The sequence below is a fragment of the Stenotrophomonas genospecies 3 genome, assembly GCF_054473855.1.
This window is the reverse complement of record NZ_JBTMUR010000005.1, coordinates 260,135-278,412: the sequence shown is the minus strand read 5'-3', so window position 1 is coordinate 278,412 and position 18,278 is coordinate 260,135. Positions and strand designations below refer to the sequence as shown.

17 protein-coding genes and 1 pseudogene are annotated in these 18,278 nt (G+C 65.3%); 8 read left to right on the top strand and 10 right to left on the bottom strand.

Annotated elements, in window-relative coordinates; genetic code table 11:
• A partial coding sequence (locus tag ACX9OT_RS09435; RefSeq protein ID WP_459001809.1) for an IS110 family transposase occupies nt 1–732 on the top strand: 732 nt, incomplete at its 5' end.
• 64 nt (nt 733–796) lie between these two features.
• On the opposite strand, the gene ACX9OT_RS09430 is transcribed toward ACX9OT_RS09435, so the two are convergent.
• The 7 genes from ACX9OT_RS09430 to ACX9OT_RS09400 form a co-directional block, all read right to left on the bottom strand.
• Complete coding sequence (locus ACX9OT_RS09430; RefSeq protein ID WP_032130459.1) at nt 797–1,222, bottom strand: hypothetical protein; 426 nt, start codon at nt 1,220–1,222, stop codon at nt 797–799.
• Nucleotides 1,223–1,328: 106 nt separating this feature from the next.
• Nucleotides 1,329–1,934 carry a YggN family protein gene (locus ACX9OT_RS09425; RefSeq protein WP_132810470.1) on the bottom strand — a complete coding sequence of 202 codons (606 nt, stop codon included), beginning with the start codon at nt 1,932–1,934 and terminating at the stop codon, nt 1,329–1,331.
• Nucleotides 1,935–1,965: 31 nt separating this feature from the next.
• Entirely contained in the window at nt 1,966–2,853 is an 888-nt protein-coding gene (locus tag ACX9OT_RS09420) for a DUF4097 family beta strand repeat-containing protein (RefSeq protein WP_032130457.1), read from the bottom strand.
• Between the two features lie 25 nt (nt 2,854–2,878).
• Nucleotides 2,879–3,907, bottom strand: a complete 1,029-nt coding sequence (locus ACX9OT_RS09415; protein WP_049463148.1) for an ABC-2 transporter permease — start codon at nt 3,905–3,907, stop codon at nt 2,879–2,881.
• Complete coding sequence (locus tag ACX9OT_RS09410) at nt 3,904–4,779, bottom strand: ABC transporter ATP-binding protein (RefSeq protein WP_032130455.1); 876 nt, start codon at nt 4,777–4,779, stop codon at nt 3,904–3,906. Before ACX9OT_RS09410 ends, ACX9OT_RS09415 begins: the two co-directional genes overlap by 4 nt.
• Nucleotides 4,779–5,138, bottom strand: a complete 360-nt coding sequence (locus tag ACX9OT_RS09405) for a GntR family transcriptional regulator (protein ID WP_006453095.1) — start codon at nt 5,136–5,138, stop codon at nt 4,779–4,781. Before ACX9OT_RS09405 ends, ACX9OT_RS09410 begins: the two co-directional genes overlap by 1 nt.
• 2 nt (nt 5,139–5,140) lie before the next feature.
• A complete protein-coding gene (locus tag ACX9OT_RS09400) occupies nt 5,141–5,386 on the bottom strand; it encodes a hypothetical protein (protein ID WP_080355172.1) in 246 nt (81 codons plus the stop codon).
• Between the two features lie 368 nt (nt 5,387–5,754).
• Here ACX9OT_RS09400 and ACX9OT_RS09395 point away from each other — a divergent pair, with 368 nt between their 5' ends.
• The 6 genes and pseudogenes from ACX9OT_RS09395 to ACX9OT_RS09370 all read left to right on the top strand — a co-directional run bounded on the left by ACX9OT_RS09395 (nt 5,755) and on the right by ACX9OT_RS09370 (nt 11,843).
• On the top strand, nt 5,755–6,342 hold the full coding sequence (locus tag ACX9OT_RS09395; RefSeq protein WP_019337359.1) for a glutathione peroxidase: 588 nt from the start codon (nt 5,755–5,757) through the stop codon (nt 6,340–6,342).
• Nucleotides 6,343–6,438: 96 nt separating this feature from the next.
• Nucleotides 6,439–7,416 (top strand): FKBP-type peptidyl-prolyl cis-trans isomerase, encoded by a 978-nt coding sequence (locus ACX9OT_RS09390; protein WP_019337358.1) that lies wholly within the window; start codon nt 6,439–6,441, stop codon nt 7,414–7,416.
• Between the two features lie 23 nt (nt 7,417–7,439).
• Nucleotides 7,440–8,789, top strand: coding sequence for a UDP-glucose dehydrogenase family protein (locus ACX9OT_RS09385; protein WP_032127659.1), 1,350 nt, complete (start codon nt 7,440–7,442; stop codon nt 8,787–8,789).
• Nucleotides 8,782–9,021: a SlyX family protein gene (locus ACX9OT_RS09380; protein WP_019660397.1), complete on the top strand. Its 240-nt coding sequence runs from the start codon at nt 8,782–8,784 to the stop codon at nt 9,019–9,021. Before ACX9OT_RS09385 ends, ACX9OT_RS09380 begins: the two co-directional genes overlap by 8 nt.
• A gap of 10 nt (nt 9,022–9,031) precedes the next feature.
• On the top strand, nt 9,032–9,721 hold the full coding sequence (locus tag ACX9OT_RS09375) for a DUF2058 domain-containing protein (RefSeq protein WP_459001804.1): 690 nt from the start codon (nt 9,032–9,034) through the stop codon (nt 9,719–9,721).
• 49 nt (nt 9,722–9,770) lie between these two features.
• Nucleotides 9,771–11,843 (top strand): annotated as a pseudogene (locus tag ACX9OT_RS09370) (acyltransferase family protein).
• A 213-nt stretch (nt 11,844–12,056) separates the two neighbouring features.
• Here the strand turns inward: ACX9OT_RS09370 and metH are convergent.
• From metH to ACX9OT_RS09355, 3 genes are read right to left on the bottom strand one after another with little or no spacing between them, the layout of a single operon-like run.
• On the bottom strand, nt 12,057–14,741 hold the full coding sequence (gene metH, locus ACX9OT_RS09365; protein ID WP_459001802.1) for a methionine synthase: 2,685 nt from the start codon (nt 14,739–14,741) through the stop codon (nt 12,057–12,059).
• Between the two features lie 57 nt (nt 14,742–14,798).
• Nucleotides 14,799–15,890 (bottom strand): homocysteine S-methyltransferase family protein, encoded by a 1,092-nt coding sequence (locus tag ACX9OT_RS09360; RefSeq protein ID WP_049422067.1) that lies wholly within the window; start codon nt 15,888–15,890, stop codon nt 14,799–14,801.
• A gap of 13 nt (nt 15,891–15,903) precedes the next feature.
• Nucleotides 15,904–16,833: an ArsR/SmtB family transcription factor gene (locus tag ACX9OT_RS09355; protein WP_032127664.1), complete on the bottom strand. Its 930-nt coding sequence runs from the start codon at nt 16,831–16,833 to the stop codon at nt 15,904–15,906.
• Between the two features lie 153 nt (nt 16,834–16,986).
• Here ACX9OT_RS09355 and ACX9OT_RS09350 point away from each other — a divergent pair, with 153 nt between their 5' ends.
• Nucleotides 16,987–18,135, top strand: a complete 1,149-nt coding sequence (locus ACX9OT_RS09350; protein ID WP_049463155.1) for an acyl-CoA dehydrogenase family protein — start codon at nt 16,987–16,989, stop codon at nt 18,133–18,135.
• The last annotated feature ends 143 nt before the right edge of the window (nt 18,136–18,278 follow it).

Below are 18,278 nucleotides of genomic sequence, written 5' to 3'. Positions count from 1 at the left end.
CGTCTGATCAAGCACTACGGCCGGGCGACGGGCTCGCGTGGCAAGACGGACGCCATGGACGCCGAAGCGATCGCCCGATACGTGAAGAAGGAGAACGATCGCCTGCGTGAATACGTACCGCGTACCGATGAGCAGCAGCAGATGCACGATTTGCTGCGCAAGCGGCAGACGCTGGTAAAGACACGCGCGCGCCTGGAGCAATCCTTCGGGGTAAGCAAAAGTGCCCCCGGGGAGCTGTCAGATCTGTTCTGCGCTCTGGCTGGGACGCTGTCCGAGCTGGAAAGCGAACTGCAGCGCTTGGGTCGCGATGGAGAGCATGGCACGCTCTACAAGCGCCTGTTGACCATCCCTGGTATCGGCCCCGCTGTCGCCGCTCACCTGATCTACTACATGACGCGCTGGCCGTTGGCCAACGCCAACGCGTGGATCGCCTGCACGGGCCTGGATCCCCGGCCCAACGAGTCTGGCGGCAGAACGGGACGGCGTCGGCTGTCCAAACAGGGCGCGCCAGTGCTGCGCCAGATGCTCTACATGGCCGCCATGGGGCTCAAGCGGTGTCGTCGGGGGCAACCGCTCTACGACGAGCTGTCAAAACGCGGTCACCCCAGCACCGCCGTCTTCAACATCCTGGCCAGAAAGCTGGCCAGGATCGCCTGGGGTGTCTTCAAAAGCGGCCGGGACTTCGATCCGGCCATGCTGAAGGTGGGTCAAGCCTGCTTCCAGCAGGCTTGACCACGAACATAGGATCTCGACTCTACAGAAAGCAGAAACGCCGCCCTTTGGGCGGCGTTTTTTTTCAGCGACGGTCGGCGACGATGTTGCCGAAGGTGTCGGTGTAATCCTTGAACTCCGGGATGCGCTGGATCAGGTCCGCCGGAATCACGACCATGCCCTCCGGCGGTTGGATCTTCACCGGCTGCATGTTCGGATCGGCCGGTGCGGCCACCAGGGTGTTCTGGCGCAGCACCTGCAGCTTGCCGAACATGGTCTGCAGCATCTGTTTCTGCCCGTCGTCCAGCGGAATCTGGATCTCGTCCATCTTCATCGTTCCGTCGGCGAGGATGATGATGTTCGGCGCGGGCGGGCGACGCACGGTGACCATGCCTTCGCTTACGGAAATCTTGGGTTTGCCACGCTCGGCGCGGTGGTTGCGGTACTCCTGGTCACAGCCGGCCAGGCCGAGGCAGAGCAGGGCGGTCAACAGCAGAAACAGCTTCTTCATGACATTCGGTTCGGGGGCGTCCGGGGCCGCTATTGTAAGCCGGGCGGCGCACTACGGCCGGCAGCTGGACGCCGCTGCCGGCCGGGTGCGCTGATCTGTCACAGGCCTAGCGCTGGACCACGGTGTCCTTGCCGCAGTCGTCCACGTCGCTCTGGTCCATGGTCGCGTAGGGCTTGAATGCCGGCAGTTCACGTGCGAGCGCCTGCTGGCTGGCCAGCATCGCCGGAAGGCGGTCGCAGATGCGCTTGGCCTGGGCTTCGATCTTCTCGGCTTCGGCATTGATGCGCTTTTCGACACCTTCGCTGTCGCCGCTGAAAATGCCCTTCAGCGCTTCGCCGGCAGCACTGGCACCCAGTTTGGCGCCGGCCAGGCCGACATCCATGCCGTCCATCGCGATGGCGACCACGTGGCCGCGGTAGTCCTGCAGATGACGGCGCTGGATATCGTTGGCGGCGATCTCCTTGCCCGCGATCAGCAGGCGGCCATCCGGCGTGATCTCCGCACGCGGCTGCTTGTCCGCCGAGATCTTGATGTTGCCCTGGGCGATATCCTTGCGGGCATCGTCCATCGCGTTCCTGACGGTCTCGCCGACGCCGCCTGTGGCTTCGGCCACGTTCTTGCCAACGGTCTTGTCGGGTGCTGACGACGTGCCGCCGCAGGCGATCAGCGGCAGGGACAGCAGCACAGCGGGCAACAGGCGCAACAGGTTCATGGTGTTCCCCTGGTAGTGTCTGGAAGAGGGTTTACTTGCTGCGCGGCAGAGTGACCCGGCCGCTGACGTTGCGATGATCGACGTCACCGCTGCCGCTGTGGTCGACGGTCAGGGTGCCGCGCACGCCGTCGACGTTGATGTCGCCCGAGCCGTGGCTGCGGACATGCACATTGCCACCGATGTCGGCCAGATCGACCCCGCCGGAGCCGACCACGCCCACTTCAACGCTGCCCTGCACGCGCTTGAACTCGATATCACCCGAGCCCACGGTATCCAGCCGCGCGTTGCCACGCACATCGCTGATCTTCAGGTCACCGGAGCCGACGGTACCGGTGCTGGCATCGCCGCTGATGTTGCGTACGGTGACGTCACCGGAACCCAGCGACAGCAGATTCAGGGAGCTGCCGCCATCGATGTTGAGGTCGCCCGAACCCACTGCAGCGTGGATGCTGCCGCGGGTACCGCGGACCACGGCATCACCGGAACCCACGTCCACGCTCAGCGACTGTGCGTTCTCCACGCTGGCATCGCCCGAGCCGATCTTGAACTGCAGCGGCATGTTGTCCGGCACGCTGCCACGGATATCCAGCCAGGCGTAGCTGTTGCCCAGGCTGATGCCGCTTTGGCGGCCGTCGCGGCGCAGGCTCACCACCAGCTTGTCGCCGACCTTGCGCTGCTCCAGCACCAGCTGGTCCAGCCATTCCTGGCTGGACGCGCAGGCGCGGCCGTCCAGCTGGCCGCCGCCAGCGCTGGCGACCACCTTCAGGTCATGCTGATTGACCTCGAACACCACCGTCCTGGCACCAGCCACGTCCAGCTTCAGTGCGCGGGCGGCAGTGAACTTGCAGTTCGGAGCATCGGCGGCCAGCGCCGACAACGGCAACAGCAACAACGCAGAACAGGCGAGCAAAGAACGCATGGGTGGTGCCTCCGGATGGATGGGATCAGATCTCGCCGGCGCGCTTGCGCAGGCGGATGGCAAGGAAGATGAACACTGCACCGACGACGGCGCCGATCCACAGCTCCGGCATCGCCAGCGACTTCAGCTGCGAGGCGGGGGACATCAGGCTGACGACCGAGTCCAGATCGCGGCGCGATGCTTCGTCGGCGCCGAGGCGATACAGCAGGTCCATGCCGGGCACGCCGCCCAGCAGCAGGCGGCCGACGATGTTCTGCCAGAACCAGCCGGTGGTCAGGCCGAACAGCGGCATCATCTTGGTGGAGCTGACAATGATGCCGGCAAACAGCGGCAACATTACCGCCCACAGGAACGGCTTGCTCCTGGCCCATGCCGAGCACAGCAGCAGCCAGCCGGCGGTGGGCAGGGTCCACAGGGCATAGACCGGAATCCAGGCCAGGTGTCCAGCGGCCAGGGTCAGCGGGCTGGCCGGGCCCCAGATCAGGGTCATCGGGCTGCCACCGTGCAGCAGCGCGACGGCACTGATGATCAGCATGAAGCCGAACATGGTGAGGATGCCGGCGATGACCGCGATCAATGGTGCCACGATCAGTGCGCTGATCACCTTGGACAGCACGGTCTGCGTGTCCGACAGCGGCAACGACTTCCAGAACAGGATGCTGCGGTCACGACGATCGTCGTAGAGGGCGCCCAGGCAGTAGAAGAACACGACGAAGGCCAGCACCACGAACGGCCAGCTTGAACTGAGTACCAGAGTCAGATCCAGGCCGTTGCCAAGATCAGCAAGGTCCTTGGCACTGATGTCACGGGTGAGCAGGGCCAGGTTCAGGCCGTTGATGTTCACGTTCTCGCCATCGATGTGCAGGCCGCCGTCGCGTGCTGCACGGTTCAGCGCGAACAGGCCGAAGGCAATGCCGGCGATGCTCATCACCAGTGAGATCAGGCCCGCGATTAACGGGGCATACAGGAAGCCGCCGCGGTTCTCCCAGTACTCGCGCTTGAGCAGCCAGCGCAGGGTGCCGATCGGGCTGATGGGGTGGTTGACGGCATTCATGCGTAGGTCCCCTTCATGATGGCGACGAACAGGTCGGCCAGGCCCGGGATGCGGGTCTCGCCGAGAGAGGAAAGCTGGGTGCGCGGCACGCCATCGAACAGCATCACCGTCTTGCCGAACGCCAGGCTGCGCTCGTCGATCGGCTTCAGGGCGCGCGCGGTGTCCAGCTGGTCGGCATTGACCAGCAGCTCGGTATAGCGCTGGCCGACGTCGTCCATTTCCGCGTCGAGCACGATGCGGCCATCGCGGATGAACATCACGTCGCTGAGGATGTGCTCGATCTCCTCCACCTGGTGGGTGGTGACGATGATGGTTTTCTGTTCGTCGAAGTAGTCTTCCAGCAGGCGCTGGTAGAACTCCTTGCGGTACAGGATGTCCAGGCCGAGGGTCGGCTCGTCCAGCACCAGGATGCGGGCATCGATGGCCATCACCAGCGCCAGGTGCAGCTGCACGATCATGCCCTTGGACAGCTCGCGCACGCGCTGCTTCGGCTGCAGCTTGGTGTTGGCCAGGAAGCGCTCGCAGCGGGCGCGGTCGAAGCGCGGGTGGACGCCGGCCACGAAATCGATCGCCTCGCGCACCTTCAGCCAGCGCGGCAGCACGGCGACGTCGGCGATGAAGCAGATATCGTTCATCAGTTCGTCGCGGTGCAGTCGCGGGTCGCGGCCGAGCACGCTCAGTTCACCCTCCACCGAGGTCAGCCCAAGAATGGCCTTCAGCGCGGTGGTCTTGCCGGCGCCATTGGGCCCGATCAGGCCGACGATGCGTCCGCTTGGAATGCTGAAACTGGCGTTGTCGAGGGCGACCGTGGTCTTGTAGGCCTTGCGCAGGCCTCGGGCGGTGATGACCGACTCACTTGCAGTGCTATTCATCAGACTTTCCCCTGGGGCAGCAATTCGTCGAGGCTCAGGCCCAGGCGCTGGATGCGCTCCAGAACCGCCGGCCATTCTTCGTTGAGGAAACGGTCGCGCTCGCTGCTGCGCAGCTGCGTGGCCGCCTGCTCGGTCATGAACATGCCCAGGCCGCGGCGCTTCTCGACCAGGCCTTCGTCGGCCAGCTCCTGGTAAGCGCGCGAAACGGTGATGGGGTTGAGTTGATAGTCGGCGGCCACCTGGCGCACCGAAGGCAGGGCATCGCCCGGCTTGAGGATTCCGTCGAGCATCATGGCGATCACGCGCTCCTTCAACTGACGGTAGATGGGAGCGCCGTCGCTCCACTGGATGTCGCTCATATTCAGCTCCGTGGGGTCAGCGGCTGGGCGAACGAGAAATACGGCATGGACAGCGCGCTGTGCAGCCGACGCGGGGGAGGGGGGGAGGAGGAGGGGGCGTTCCCTGCGGGGGAGAGAGTCGCGTCCTGCGCACTTTCAGCAGCGGCGGAAACAGGGGCGGTGGGCGTGGCCCACCAGGCCAGCACGAGCAGGGTCGAAACAGCGACGGCCGCGGGTGCGGTGAGGTTGCGACGGATCCGGACGTTCATGGCTTCCCCCTGTCTCAGGTGACTGGTGTTGTATGCAACTATAACACCGGCACGCCTACGTGCAACCCCTTGCCGTCCCCAACTGATGGCAGGGGTGGTCAGATTGCTGAAACATCCCTCTAGTCGATTGATTTAAAAGGGAAATGAATCTTCTGCAGGGGGCTTTTCGGGGCGGCCTTCCATTCAGTGATGTCCATGCTATGTCATCACTGCGCCTTCGATGGCGCCCGGGCAGCACATTCGCCACGCCGCGCAAAGCCCGGGGGGGACCTGTGCCATCAGGGGCTGCGGAGCCCGGTGCTATAGTTCGGCCGATTCCCGGCCAGCACTGGCCGGGCCTTGTGAATGGCTACCGCGGACCGCCTCTGATGCCCCTGCCGACCGTTTCCCCGTGCCGCCTGCGCGGCCTGTCCCTGCTGGCCCTGATGGTGGCCGGCGCCGCCGGTTCCGCCAGTGCGCTGGCGGCCGACCTGCTCGATCTGGAATACCGGCCGTTGGCCAGCAAGCAGCAGGTGAATCTGCAGCAGCGCTATCACGGGCAGGTGCTGCTGGTGGTCAACACCGCCAGCAAGTGTGGCTACACGCCGCAGTACGAAGGGCTGGAGGCGCTGCAGAAGCGCTATGCAGGCCGCGGTTTTGCGGTGCTGGGCTTTCCTTCCAATGACTTCAAGGGCCAGGAACCGGGTGACGAGAAGCAGATCCAGGACTTCTGCACCCTGACCTACGGCGTCAAGTTCCCGATGTTCGAGAAGGTGCATGTGGTCGGCACGCAGGCCACGCCGCTGTACCAGCGGTTGACCGCAGCGACCGGCGTTGCGCCGGCCTGGAACTTCCACAAGTACCTCGTGGGCCGCGATGGCAAGGTCATTGCCCAGTTCGCCAGCAAGGTGACGCCGGACGATCCGCAGCTGACCGCGGCCATCGACAAGGCGCTGGCGGCAGCTGCCACGCATTGATATCCAGCACGCATGCCTCGACATCGACGGCATGCGTGCGACAATGTTTCTTTTCGCGCCGACGTCGGCGCCCAGACACTTCCAGGAATGCAGCGAATGAAGATGGGAATGCGCGGCGCCGCGGCGTCGGTTCTGATTCTGGCGATGGGCACTTCGGGTGTCGCTCTGTCGCAACAACCGGCTGCCCCCGCAGCCGCCAAGGAGACCGCAACCTTGAATTCCCCCAAGCAGAAGCTCGGCTACGCCATCGGCCTTGATGTCGCCAAGTCGTTCACCCCGATCGCCGATGAGATCGATGTGGCCGCCCTGCGCACCGCCGTTGAGCGTTCGTTCGAGGGCCTGCAGCCGCAGATCACCCAGGAACAGGCCAAGGCCACCGATGCCGCCCTGCGCCAGGTCGTGATGGCCCGCAGCGGCCAGCAGGTGCCGGGCGTGGCACCGGGCTCGCAGCCGCCGAAGGTCGACCGCGTCAAGGTGTCGCAGATGATCGGCTCCTACTCGGTGGGTCCGTCGCTGGCGCAGCTGAAGGACGATATCGATGTCGCCTCGTTGTTTGACGCAATCAGCACCGGCCTGACCAAGGGCCAGCCGAAGATGACGGAAGCTGACGCGACCGCCACCATCCAGGCCTTCATGGGTGCCAAGCAGGCTGAAATGCAGGCCAAGGCCGCCCAGGCTGCGCAGACCAACCGCACGGAAGGCAACGCATTCCTGGCCAAGAACAAGACCCAGCCGGGCGTGGTGACCACCTCGTCGGGCCTGCAGTACCAGGTGATCCGCCCGGGTAGCGGCGAGCGCCCGCTGCCGAGCAGCAAGGTGCGCGTGAACTACGAAGGCAAGCTGCTCAACGGCACCGTGTTCGACAGTTCCTACGGCCGCCAGCCGGCCGAGTTCGGTCTGGACCAGGTGATCAAGGGCTGGACCGAAGGCGTCGCGCTGATGCCGGTCGGTTCGAAGTACCGCTTCTGGATCCCGGGCGAACTCGCCTACGGTGAGAACGGCACCCCGGGCGGCCCGATCGGCCCGAACGCGACTCTGACGTTCGACGTCGAGCTGCTGGGCGTTCTGCCGTAAGTCATTCAGGAGCGAATACGGATATGCGCGTTGCGATTTTTGGTACCGGCTACGTTGGACTGGTGACCGGTACCTGCCTGGCCGATGTTGGTCATCAGGTGGTCTGTGTCGATATCGACCAGGCCAAGGTGGATGGCCTCAACCAGGGCATCATCCCGATCTATGAACCCGGCCTGGAGCCGATGGTGAAGGCCAACCATGCCGCAGCGCGGCTGGCGTTCACCACGGATGCCGCGGCCGCCATCGATCATGGCCAGGTGGTGTTCATCGCCGTTGGTACGCCGCCGGACGAGGATGGCAGTGCCGATCTTCAATACGTGCTTGCCGTAGCCCGAACCATTGGTCGGCACATGAGTGTGCCGACCGTGGTGGTGAACAAGTCGACGGTGCCGGTCGGCACCGCCGACAAGGTGCGTGCCGCCATTGCCGAAGAGCTGGCCGCGCGTGGCGCGGACATCGCCTTCGACGTGGTGTCCAACCCGGAATTCCTGAAGGAAGGCGATGCGGTTGCGGACTGCATGCGCCCGGACCGCATCATCATCGGTGCGGCGAACGAAGAGTCGGTGGCGGTGATGCGTCGCCTGTACGCGCCGTTCAACCGCAACCACGACCGCGTGGTGGAAATGGACGTGCGTTCGGCCGAACTGACCAAGTACGCCGCCAATGCGATGCTGGCGACCAAGATTTCGTTCATGAATGAAATCGCCAACATCGCTGAACGCGTCGGTGCCGATGTCGAGCAGGTCCGCCAGGGCATTGGTTCGGATCCACGCATCGGCTGGCACTTCATCTATCCGGGTGCCGGTTACGGCGGCTCGTGCTTCCCCAAAGATGTGCAGGCATTGGCCCGTACCGCCCAGCAGTATGGCCTTGAGCCGAAGCTGCTCAATGCGGTTGAAGCGGTCAACGATGCGCAGAAGGGTCATCTGTTTGCCCTCATCCAGCGTCATTACGACAAGGGCGAGGACGAGGGCGTGCGTGGAAAGACCTTCGCCGTATGGGGTCTGGCCTTCAAGCCGAACACCGACGACATGCGTGAGGCCTCCAGCCGTCGACTGCTGGCGCAGCTGTGGGAAGGCGGTGCGACGGTGCGTGCCTACGATCCGGAGGCGATGCACGAGTCGCAGCGCATCTTCGGCGAACGCGATGACCTGGTGTTCTGCAACAGTGCCGATGAAGCGCTGCAGGGTGCCGACGCGCTGGTGGTGGTCACCGAGTGGAAGCAGTTCCGCAGCCCCGACTTCCAGAAGCTGCGCGAGCAGCTGAAGGATGCGGCGGTGTTCGACGGCCGCAACCTGTATGAGCCGGGCGAAGTGGAAGCCGCAGGTCTTGCGTACTACGGCATTGGCCGGGGGCGCTCGTTGCATGTCTGATCTGCCCACTGAACGCGAGCAGGCGCTGGAAGCGCGCCTGGTCGAGCTGGAAATGCGCGTGTCCTTCCAGGAACAGGCGCTGGCCGAGCTGAGCGACGCGCTGGCTGATGCCCGCATGCAGGGCATGCGCAACGCCGATGTGCTGCGCGTGCTGCTGGAAGACCTGGGCAAGGTCCGCAACGCACTGAATTCTTCCGATCCGGCGAGCGAACCGCCGCCGCCGCACTACTGATCCGAATCCTATGAGCGATACCCTCCGCGACCAGCTGATGGGCCTGGGCTTCAGGCCCGCGCCCAAGCCCGAGCGCAAGAATGATGGCCCCCGCCGTGATGGCCGCCCGCAGGGCAAGGGTGGCAACGGCAACGGCAATGGAAAGCCGCAGGGCGCAGGCAAGGGCGAGCACAAGCCCGGTGAGCGTCGTGGGCAGGGCCATGGCGCGGGCAAGCCCGGCGGGCATGCGCGCGGTGGCCAGGGCCAGCAGGGCCCGCGCAAGCCGCGCAGCACCGAAGAGATGGATCTGGCCAAGGCCTATGCCATCCGGGCGCAGCGGGAGAAGGAAGAGCGCATCGAGACCGAGCGCCTGAAGCAGGAAGAAGCACGCGTGCGCCGCGAGGCGAAGGCCAAGCTGGAAGAACTGCTGAAGGACAAGAGCCTCAACGCCGAGGCAGCGGACATCGCCCGCCACTTCCCGTATGGCGGCAAGATCAAGCGCATCTATGTGACCGCCGAACAGCTGACCGCGCTCAATGCCGGTGAGCTGGGTGTGGTCCAGCTCAATGGCCGCTACCTGCTGGTAACGGCCGACGTGCTGGCACAGTCCGAGGCGGTGTTCGCCGCCTCGGTGGCGCTGAAGGTCGATCCGAATGCGCCGGCCGAGGAAGATCCGTACGCGGACCCGCAGTACCAGGTGCCGGACGACCTGGTCTGGTAAAGGCGCAACCACCGCGGACGGCACTGCCCCCGCGGTTGGGGGGGAAGGGATGACCGCTGATCCAAGCCGTGGCTACGTGCCGCACATTGACGGCCTGCGCGCGATTGCCGTGCTGGCCGTCATCGTGTTCCACCTGGACCCGGCCTGGTTGCCGGGCGGGTTCACCGGCGTAGACGTGTTCTTCGTCATTTCCGGGTTCGTGGTCAGCGCGTCGGTGCACCGGCTGCCGCCGTTGTCGCTGTGGCAGTCGATGCTGCGCTTCTATTCGCGCCGCATCCGCCGCATCGCACCTGCGCTGATCAGCTGCCTGCTGTTGACCGCTGTCGGCAGCGTGCTGTTCATTCCCGAGTCCTGGCTCAGCGAGGCCAGTGACAAGACCGGGCTGATGGCATTCTTCGGCTTCAGCAACTGGGTGCTGGCGCTGATCGGCAACGACTATTTCGCGCCCAAGGCCGAATTCAATCCCTATACCCATACCTGGTCGCTGGGCGTGGAGGAGCAGTTCTACCTGCTGTTCCCGCTGCTGTTCCTGGCCTGGGCGCGCGGCGTGCGCGGGCGTTGGATCAGCCTTGGCCTGTTTGCCGTGGTCAGTGCGGCGTCACTGCTGCATTCGGCGGTGCTGGGCCTGCACGAGGCGCCGCCATCGTGGGCGTTCTACGCCACCACTACGCGGCTGTGGCAACTGGGTGTTGGCGTACTGCTGTTCCAGCTGCTGCATGTTCGCCAGCCAGTGGATGCGGTGACGACGATTGCACTGAAGCGCGCTGCGCCCGTGTTCTCGCTGCTCGCGATGGTGGCTCTGGCCTTGCTGTGCTGGGCATTGTGGACCGCACGGGCCGGACGTTCGCCGTGGCCTGATGGCCTGCTGCCGACCTTTGCGGCGGCAGGCCTGCTGTGGGCGCTGCATCATCATCCCCGGTCCTGGGTGGCACGCCTGTTGGCCAGCAGGCCGATGCGCTCCATCGGCCTGCTGTCGTACTCGCTGTATCTGTGGCACTGGCCGGTATTCGTGCTGATGCGCTGGACCGTGGGCCTGCAGACACCCCTGCAGATGAGCGCTGCGATGGCGCTGGTGCTGCTGCTGTCGTGATTGTCGTGGCGCTGGGTGGAGCAACCGTTCCGGGGCCCCTTGGCGCAGCGTCTGCGCCCGGGTCGCTGGGTACTGGCAGGTTCGGCTGTGCTGCTGGTCGCGGCCGGCACCCAGACGCTGCTGTACCTGCAGGCACCGCGGATATCACTGAGCACGGTCAGTCGGCATCCCGGCGACTGGTATCCCAACGGCAAGAGCGTGGCAGGCGACTATCCCGACTGCAGCCTGGTGACCACCAAGCGACGCTTCGAAGGTGGCAGCATGCGGACCTATGCGCGTGGTGACTGCGATCGGCCGGTGCCTGCCGGTGCGCCGAAGCAGGTGTTCGTTGCTGGCGATTCGCATGCAATGGCCTACATCGAGCTGCTGCAGCGGCTGGCGCTTGAGAGTGGCTCGGAGGTGATTCTCTACGGTCGTGGTGGATGCCCGCAGGTGAGCCTGCAGAAGTGGCGCGGCGCGGGTGCCGGTTGCAGTGATTTCGACGCAGCGATGCTCGCCGATGTCACGCAGCGTGCGCAGCCAGGTGATGCCGTGGTGCTGGTGTCGCTGCGGATACCGCGCTTGTCCGATCAGTTCGTATTGTTCGATGCGCAGGCGCAGCTGGCGGGCGAGCTGACCCCGGAAGCCACTGCAGGACGCGAGGCCGAAGTGGCCGAGGCGATCACCCAGTGGAAACCGTTGGCCGAGCGCGGTGTGCGAATTGTGCTGGAGGCGCCCAAACCGGTGCTGCCGGCGCCGCCGTATCGCTGTTCGGACCGCTTCAACGCGCGCAACGAGATCTGCCGCAATGGCCTGGACAGCACGCGTGAGGCGATGGAAACGCTCCGTGCGCCGATGCTGGGCAGCCTGCAGCAGGTGGTCGATGGCCTGCCAGGGGGTGTGCTGTGGGATCCGATGCCGGTGCTGTGTGATGACGTGCTGTGCCCGGCGCAGCGCGATGGCCGGCCGTTGTTCTTCGATGGCGATCACCTCAGCGCGCATGGCAACCGTGTGCTGCTGCCGTCGCTGCAGCAGGTACTGCTGCAGCAGTAGGACCGGCGCCGGCGTCAGGCCTTGAAGCGGCTCCGGCGTGCGCGGATCAGTGGCAGGCTCGGTGCGAAGAAGCACAGCAGTGCGCCGACCAGGGCAAACGACACCGGACGAGAAACCGTCAAAGCCCAGCGCAATGATGAAGCGAAAAGGGGACGGAGGGGATTAAGTCGTTTTGGGCACAAACGACTTAATCCCCTCCGTCCCCTTTTTGTGTCATTCGGGGTCGTAGTCGAGGTTGGAGGCCAGCCAGCGCTCGGCCTGGGCGCGGTCCACGCCCTTGCGGCGGGCGTAGTCGCTGACCTGCTCGCGGCTGAGGCGGCCGACCACGAAGTACTGGCTCTGCGGATGGCTGAAGTAGTAGCCCGAAACGGCCGCCGTAGGCAGCATCGCAAAGCTCTCGGTCAGTTCCATGCCGGCGTTGGCTTCGGCCTGCAGCAGGTCGAACAGGCGCCGTTTCTCGCTGTGCTCCGGGCATGCCGGGTACCCTGGCGCCGGGCGGATGCCACGGTACTGCTCGTCGATCAGCGCCTCGTTGTCCAGCGTCTCGGCGTGCTCATGGCCCCAGAATTCGGTACGCACGCGCTGGTGCATGCGCTCGGCCAGCGCTTCGGCGAAGCGATCGGCGAGGGCCTTCAGCAGAATCGCGTTGTAGTCATCGTGGTCGGCTTCGAAGCGCGCTACGTGCGCGTCGATGCCGATGCCGGCAGTGACGGCGAAGGCGCCGATCCAATCCTGCTTGCCGCTGTCGGCCGGGGCGATGAAATCGGCCAGGCAGAAATCCGGGCGCTCGGCCGGCTTGTCCACCTGCTGGCGCAGGAAGTGCAGGGTGGTCTCGCCCTGCGGGTGCTGCACGCGCACGTCGTCGCCGATGCTGTTGGCCGGCCACAGGCCGAACACGGCCTTGGCGGTCAGCCATTTCTCATTGACGATGCGCTCGAGCATCGCGCGGGCGTCCCTGTACAGATCGCTGGCCTGGGTGCCGACGATCTCGTCGGTGAGGATGGCCGGAAACTTGCCGGCCAGCTCCCAGGCCTGGAAGAACGGCGTCCAGTCGATGTAGTCGACCAGTTCGGCCAGCGGGTAGTCGTCAAATACGTGCAGGCCGGGCTGGTTCGGTGCCGGCGGCGTGTAGGTGTCCCAGCCGCCCTGGAATTTCTGCCCACGCGCGTGTTCCAGCGAAACCAGGCGCTTGGCATCGCCACGGTTGCGATGGCGCGCGCGGATCTCGGCATAGTCGGCCTCGTTGGCGGCTACGAAGGCCTCGCGCAGGTCACGCGAGATCAGCGACTGGGCCACGCCGACCGCGCGCGAGGCGTCCTTCACCCACACCGTGGGCGCCTTGTAATGTGGGTCGATCTTCAGCGCGGTGTGCGCGCGCGAGGTGGTCGCTCCACCGATCAGCAGCGGCAGGTCGAAGCCCTGGCGCTGCATCTCCCGGGCCACGTGGCTCATCTCTTCCAGTGATGGAGTGATCAGGCCGGACAGGCCGATCAGGTCGGCGTTGTGCTCGCGCGCGGCATCGAGGATCTTCTGCGCCGGCACCATCACGCCAAGGTCGACCACCTCGAAGTTGTTGCAGGCCAGGACTACGCCGACGATGTTCTTGCCGATGTCATGCACATCACCCTTCACCGTGGCCATGATGATCTTGCCGTTGCTCTTGGCGGTGTCGCCACTGCGCGCCTTCTCGGCCTCGATGTAGGGCAGCAGGTAGGCCACGGCCTTCTTCATCACGCGCGCGGATTTCACCACCTGCGGCAGGAACATCTTGCCGGCGCCGAACAGGTCGCCGACCACGTTCATGCCATCCATCAACGGACCTTCGATCACGTCCAGCGGGCGGCTGGACGCCTGCCGGGCCAGTTCGGTGTCTTCTTCCACGAAGGCATCCAGGCCGTGCACCAGCGCGTGCGCCAGGCGCTGCGCCACCGGCTTCTCGCGCCAGGCGAGGTCTTCGGTCTTCGCCGCGCCCTTCTTGCCCTTGTAGCGCTCGGCGATTTCCAGCAGGCGCTCGGTGGCATCGCTGCGGCGGTTGAGGATCACATCCTCCACGCGCTCGCGCAGTTCCGGTTCCAGTTCGTCGTAGATCGGCATGGCGCCGGCGTTGACGATGCCCATGTCCATGCCGGCGGCAATGGCGTGGTACAGGAACACCGAGTGGATGGCCTGGCGCACCGTTTCGTTGCCGCGGAACGAGAACGAGACGTTGGAAACACCGCCGGACACATGGCAGTGCGGCAGCGTCTGCTTGATGATGCGGGTGGCTTCGATGAAGTCCACCGCATAGTTGTCGTGCTCTTCGATGCCGGTGGCGACGGCGAAGATGTTCGGGTCGAAGATGATGTCCTGCGGTGGGAAGCCGATCTCGTCGACCAGGATGCGGTAGGCGCGGGTGCAGATCTCGACCTTGCGTGCGCAGGTGTCAGCCTGGCCGCTTTCGTCGAATGCCATCACCACCGCGGCAGCACCGTAGCGCAGCACCTTGCGCGCGTGCTCGCGGAACAGCGCCTCGCCTTCCTTCAGCGAAATCGAATTGACCACGCTCTTGCCCTGCAGGCACTTCAGGCCGGCCTCGATCACGCTCCACTTGGAGGAGTCGACCATCACCGGAATACGGGCGATGTCCGGCTCGGACATGATCAGGTTGAGGTAGCGGGTCATCGCCGCTTCCGAATCGATCAGGCCCTCGTCCATGTTGACGTCGAGGATCTGCGCGCCGCTGGCCACCTGCTGGCGGGCCACGTCCACCGCTTCTTCGTAGCGGCCTTCCTTGACCAGCTTGCGGAACTGCGCGCTGCCGGTGACGTTGGTGCGCTCGCCGACGTTGATGAACAGAAGGTCCGGAGTGATGACCAGAGGTTCCAGGCCGGACAGGCGGGTAGGGCGGACAGGCGTCATGGCAGGCGTCAGCTCAACAGCAATAGGGCGGGAAGTGCGGAACGGTGGCGGCGACATTCATGCGGCCTGCTCCTGGACACCGGGCAGGGCGCGCGGCGGCAGCCCGGCCACGGCCTCGGCGATTGCGCGGATGTGGTCAGGGGTGGAGCCACAGCAGCCACCGACCAGGTTCAACAGGCCATCCTCGGCGAAACCGCGCAGGGTGCTGGCCATGTCCTCGGGCGTCTCGTCGTACTCGCCGAAGGCATTGGGCAGGCCTGCGTTGGGGTGCGCGCTGACGTAGCAGTCGGCGACCTGCGAAAGGGTTTCCACGTGCGGGCGCATCGCATCGGCACCCAGTGCGCAGTTCAGGCCGATCGACAACGGGCGCGCATGCGCGAGCGACGCGTGGAAGGCCTCGGCGGTCTGCCCGGACAGCGTGCGTCCCGAGGCATCAGTGATGGTGCCGGAGATCATCACGGGCAACCTTGCGCCGCGTGCATCGAAGGCCTCCTCCAGTGCATACAGCGCGGCCTTGGCATTGAGCGTGTCGAAGATGGTCTCGACCATGATGGTGTCGGCGCCGCCGTCGATCAGGCCGTCAATGGCTTCGCGGTACGTGTCGCGAAGCTCGTCGAAGCTGGTGTTGCGAAAGCCCGGATCGTTGACATCGGGACTGATCGAGGCGGTGCGGCTGGTCGGGCCGATCACCCCGATCACGAAGCGTGGCTTGCCTGGTGTGGTTGCGGCTACTGTATCGCAGCAGGTGCGTGCCACCGCTGCGCCAGCCTTGTTCAATTCGTACACCAGGTGTTCGAGGTGGTAGTCGGCCTGGCTGACCGACGTGGCGTTGAACGTGTTGGTCTCGACCAGATCCGCGCCCGCTTCGAGGTAGGCGGTATGGATGTCGGCGACGATCTGCGGCCGGGTCAGCAGCAGCAGATCGTTGTTGCCCTTCAGGTCATGCCCTTCCTGCACGGCGTGGTCGCAAGCGGGGCCATGCACATGATCGTAGCCACCGGCGAAGCGCTCGCCGCGGTAGTCGTCTTCCTGCAGGCCATGGCGCTGGATCATGGTGCCCATCGCGCCGTCGATGATCAGGATCCGCTCGCGCAGGGCGTCGAGCAGGGCGTTGGCACGATCAGGATGCAACCAGGGCAGGGCAGGCATGGCGATCTCGGGCTCAGGGCTTGTTGGCGATCAGCGAAATCACTTCGAAGTGCGGCGGACGCTTTTCGCGGGTGACCGTCTCCAGGCTGGACACCTGCAGGCCGGCCTTGTCGACGAACCTGCGCAGCTCCTTGTCGCTGAAGCCGAGGTTGACGTGGCCGTAGGCCTCCACCGCCGCCTTGTGCTCGTGGCGGGCCAGGCTGCACAGCAGCAGGCGGCCGCCGGAGCGCAGCACGCGCGCGGCTTCGGTCACCGCCTGCGCCGGTTTGCTGGCGTAGGTCAGCGCATGCATCAGCACCACCAGGTCGAAGCTGCCGTCCTTGAACGGCAGCGCATGCATGTCGCCCTCGCGCACTTCCACATTGGGCAGGCGGCGCAGGCGCTCGCTGGCGGCGGCAACCACGCGCGCGCTGGTATCGATGCAGATGTAGCGCTTGGCATGCGGGGCGACGAGTTCGGCCAGCACGCCGTCACCGGAGGCGATGTCCAGCACGTCGCCGGTCTCCAGCAGCGGCAACGCGGTACGCGCGAGGGCTTCCCAGGTGCGGCCGGGAGAATAGTGGCGCTCCATGTCGCCGGCCACGCTGTCGGCCCAGTTCTGGTCGGAGGCACGGTGGGCCAGCACGGCGGCGACACGTTCAGCGTCCTGCCGCAGCAACGGGTCGTCGCTTCCATTGCTCAAGGCATGCCACAATGCACGCTGCGCCGGGTCCAGCTGGGCCTCGTCGAAGCGGTAATAGGCCGACACGCCCGCACGGCGGTCGCGGACCAGGCCGGCTTCCTTCAGGCGCGCCAGGTGGGTGGACACCCGCGGCTGTGCCAGCCGGGTGATCGCCGACAGTTCGGCCACGGTCAGTTCCTCCTGCTCCAGCAGCGCCAGCAGGCGCACGCGGGTGGCATCGGCGAACACCTTGAGGCGGGTCGACCAGTCTTCCAGATCCATAAATATCTACCTATCGCGATATAGAGATATATTCGCTGAGAACGCGTGCCGCGGTCAAGTCGCTGGCGTACGGAAACTGGCGGGCCCCGGTACAATCGAGGCACCTGGGCGCGCGGTGCGCGGCCCATAACTTCATGTACCCGGGAGGGTGTTGTGGATTTCAGCTTTACTGAAGAGCAGTTGATGCTGCAGGACGTGGCGCGGCGCATCGCGCAGGAAAAGATCGCCCCCAGCGCGGAGCACCATGACCGCACCGGCGAGTTCCCGCTGGACAACATCCGCCTGCTGGGCGAAAACGGCCTGATGGGCATCGAAGTGCCGACCGAATACGGTGGCGCGGGCATGGACCCGGTGGCGTACGTGCTGGCGATGGTGGAGGTCGCCGCCGCCGACGCAGCCCATTCGACCATCATGTCGGTCAACAACTCGCTGTTCTGCAACGGCATCCTCACCCACGGTACCGAGGAACAGAAGCAGACCTACGTGCGTGCCATCGCCGAAGGCGAGGCCATCGGCGCGTTCGCGCTGACCGAGCCGCAGTCCGGTTCGGACGCCACCGCCATGCGCTGCCGTGCAGTGAAGCAGGCCGATGGCACCTTCGTCATCAACGGCAAGAAGAGCTGGATCACCTCCGGCCCGGTGGCCAAGTACATCGTGCTGTTCGCAATGAGCGAGCCGGACAAGGGCGCGCGCGGCATCACCGCCTTCATCATCGATACCGACAAGGCGGGCTTCGGTCGTGGCAAGACCGAGCCCAAGCTCGGCATCCGTGCCTCGGCCACCTGCGAGATCGAGTTCAACGATTACGTGGCACAGGCCGAAGACGTGCTGGGCCAGGAAGGCGAGGGCTTCAAGATCGCCATGAGCGTGCTCGATGCTGGCCGCATCGGTATCGCCTCGCAGGCCATCGGCATCGCCCGTGCCGCCTATGAAGCGACCCTGGCGTACGTGAAGGAGCGCAAGGCGTTCGGCGCGGCCATCGGTACCTTCCAGATGACCCAGGCCAAGATCGCCGACATGAAGTGCAAGCTGGACGCAGCGCTGCTGCTGACCTTGCGCGCGGCGTGGGTGAAGGGCCAGGGCAAGCGCTTCAGCACCGAAGCAGCGGTGGCCAAGCTGACCGCCTCGGAAGCGGCGATGTGGATCACCCACCAGGCCGTGCAGATTCATGGCGGCATGGGGTATTCGAAGGAAATGCCGCTGGAGCGCTACTTCCGTGATGCCAAGATCACCGAGATCTACGAGGGCACCTCGGAAATCCAGCGCCTGGTGATCGCCCGCAACGAGACCGGGCTGCGCTGAGTTCGACCGGCCGCGCCGCTGCAACGGCGGCGCGGCCAGTAGATCCACGCCATGCGTGGATACACGGTCTTCTTGGCCGAGCGATACCCGATCTGGTCCAATGCAAGCCGGTTTTTACGCGGTCTGCAAAGATGATCTATCGA

Excerpts from the sequence above, each read along its gene's own strand:
- ACX9OT_RS09410 (WP_032130455.1), bottom strand. The coding sequence starts at position 4,779 with ATGAATAGCACTGCAAGTGAGTCGGTCATCACCGCCCGAGGCCTGCGC.
- ACX9OT_RS09380 (WP_019660397.1), top strand. The coding sequence starts at position 8,782 with ATGTCTGATCTGCCCACTGAACGCGAGCAGGCGCTGGAAGCGCGCCTG.
- ACX9OT_RS09425 (WP_132810470.1), bottom strand. The coding sequence starts at position 1,934 with ATGAACCTGTTGCGCCTGTTGCCCGCTGTGCTGCTGTCCCTGCCGCTG.
- ACX9OT_RS09385 (WP_032127659.1), top strand. The coding sequence starts at position 7,440 with ATGCGCGTTGCGATTTTTGGTACCGGCTACGTTGGACTGGTGACCGGT.
- ACX9OT_RS09415 (WP_049463148.1), bottom strand. The coding sequence starts at position 3,907 with ATGAATGCCGTCAACCACCCCATCAGCCCGATCGGCACCCTGCGCTGG.
- ACX9OT_RS09390 (WP_019337358.1), top strand. The coding sequence starts at position 6,439 with ATGAAGATGGGAATGCGCGGCGCCGCGGCGTCGGTTCTGATTCTGGCG.
- ACX9OT_RS09355 (WP_032127664.1), bottom strand. The coding sequence starts at position 16,833 with ATGGATCTGGAAGACTGGTCGACCCGCCTCAAGGTGTTCGCCGATGCC.
- ACX9OT_RS09400 (WP_080355172.1), bottom strand. The coding sequence starts at position 5,386 with ATGAACGTCCGGATCCGTCGCAACCTCACCGCACCCGCGGCCGTCGCT.
- ACX9OT_RS09360 (WP_049422067.1), bottom strand. The coding sequence starts at position 15,890 with ATGCCTGCCCTGCCCTGGTTGCATCCTGATCGTGCCAACGCCCTGCTC.
- ACX9OT_RS09420 (WP_032130457.1), bottom strand. The coding sequence starts at position 2,853 with ATGCGTTCTTTGCTCGCCTGTTCTGCGTTGTTGCTGTTGCCGTTGTCG.
- ACX9OT_RS09395 (WP_019337359.1), top strand. The coding sequence starts at position 5,755 with ATGCCCCTGCCGACCGTTTCCCCGTGCCGCCTGCGCGGCCTGTCCCTG.
- ACX9OT_RS09375 (WP_459001804.1), top strand. The coding sequence starts at position 9,032 with ATGAGCGATACCCTCCGCGACCAGCTGATGGGCCTGGGCTTCAGGCCC.
- metH (WP_459001802.1), bottom strand. The coding sequence starts at position 14,741 with ATGACGCCTGTCCGCCCTACCCGCCTGTCCGGCCTGGAACCTCTGGTC.
- ACX9OT_RS09430 (WP_032130459.1), bottom strand. The coding sequence starts at position 1,222 with ATGAAGAAGCTGTTTCTGCTGTTGACCGCCCTGCTCTGCCTCGGCCTG.
- ACX9OT_RS09405 (WP_006453095.1), bottom strand. The coding sequence starts at position 5,138 with ATGAGCGACATCCAGTGGAGCGACGGCGCTCCCATCTACCGTCAGTTG.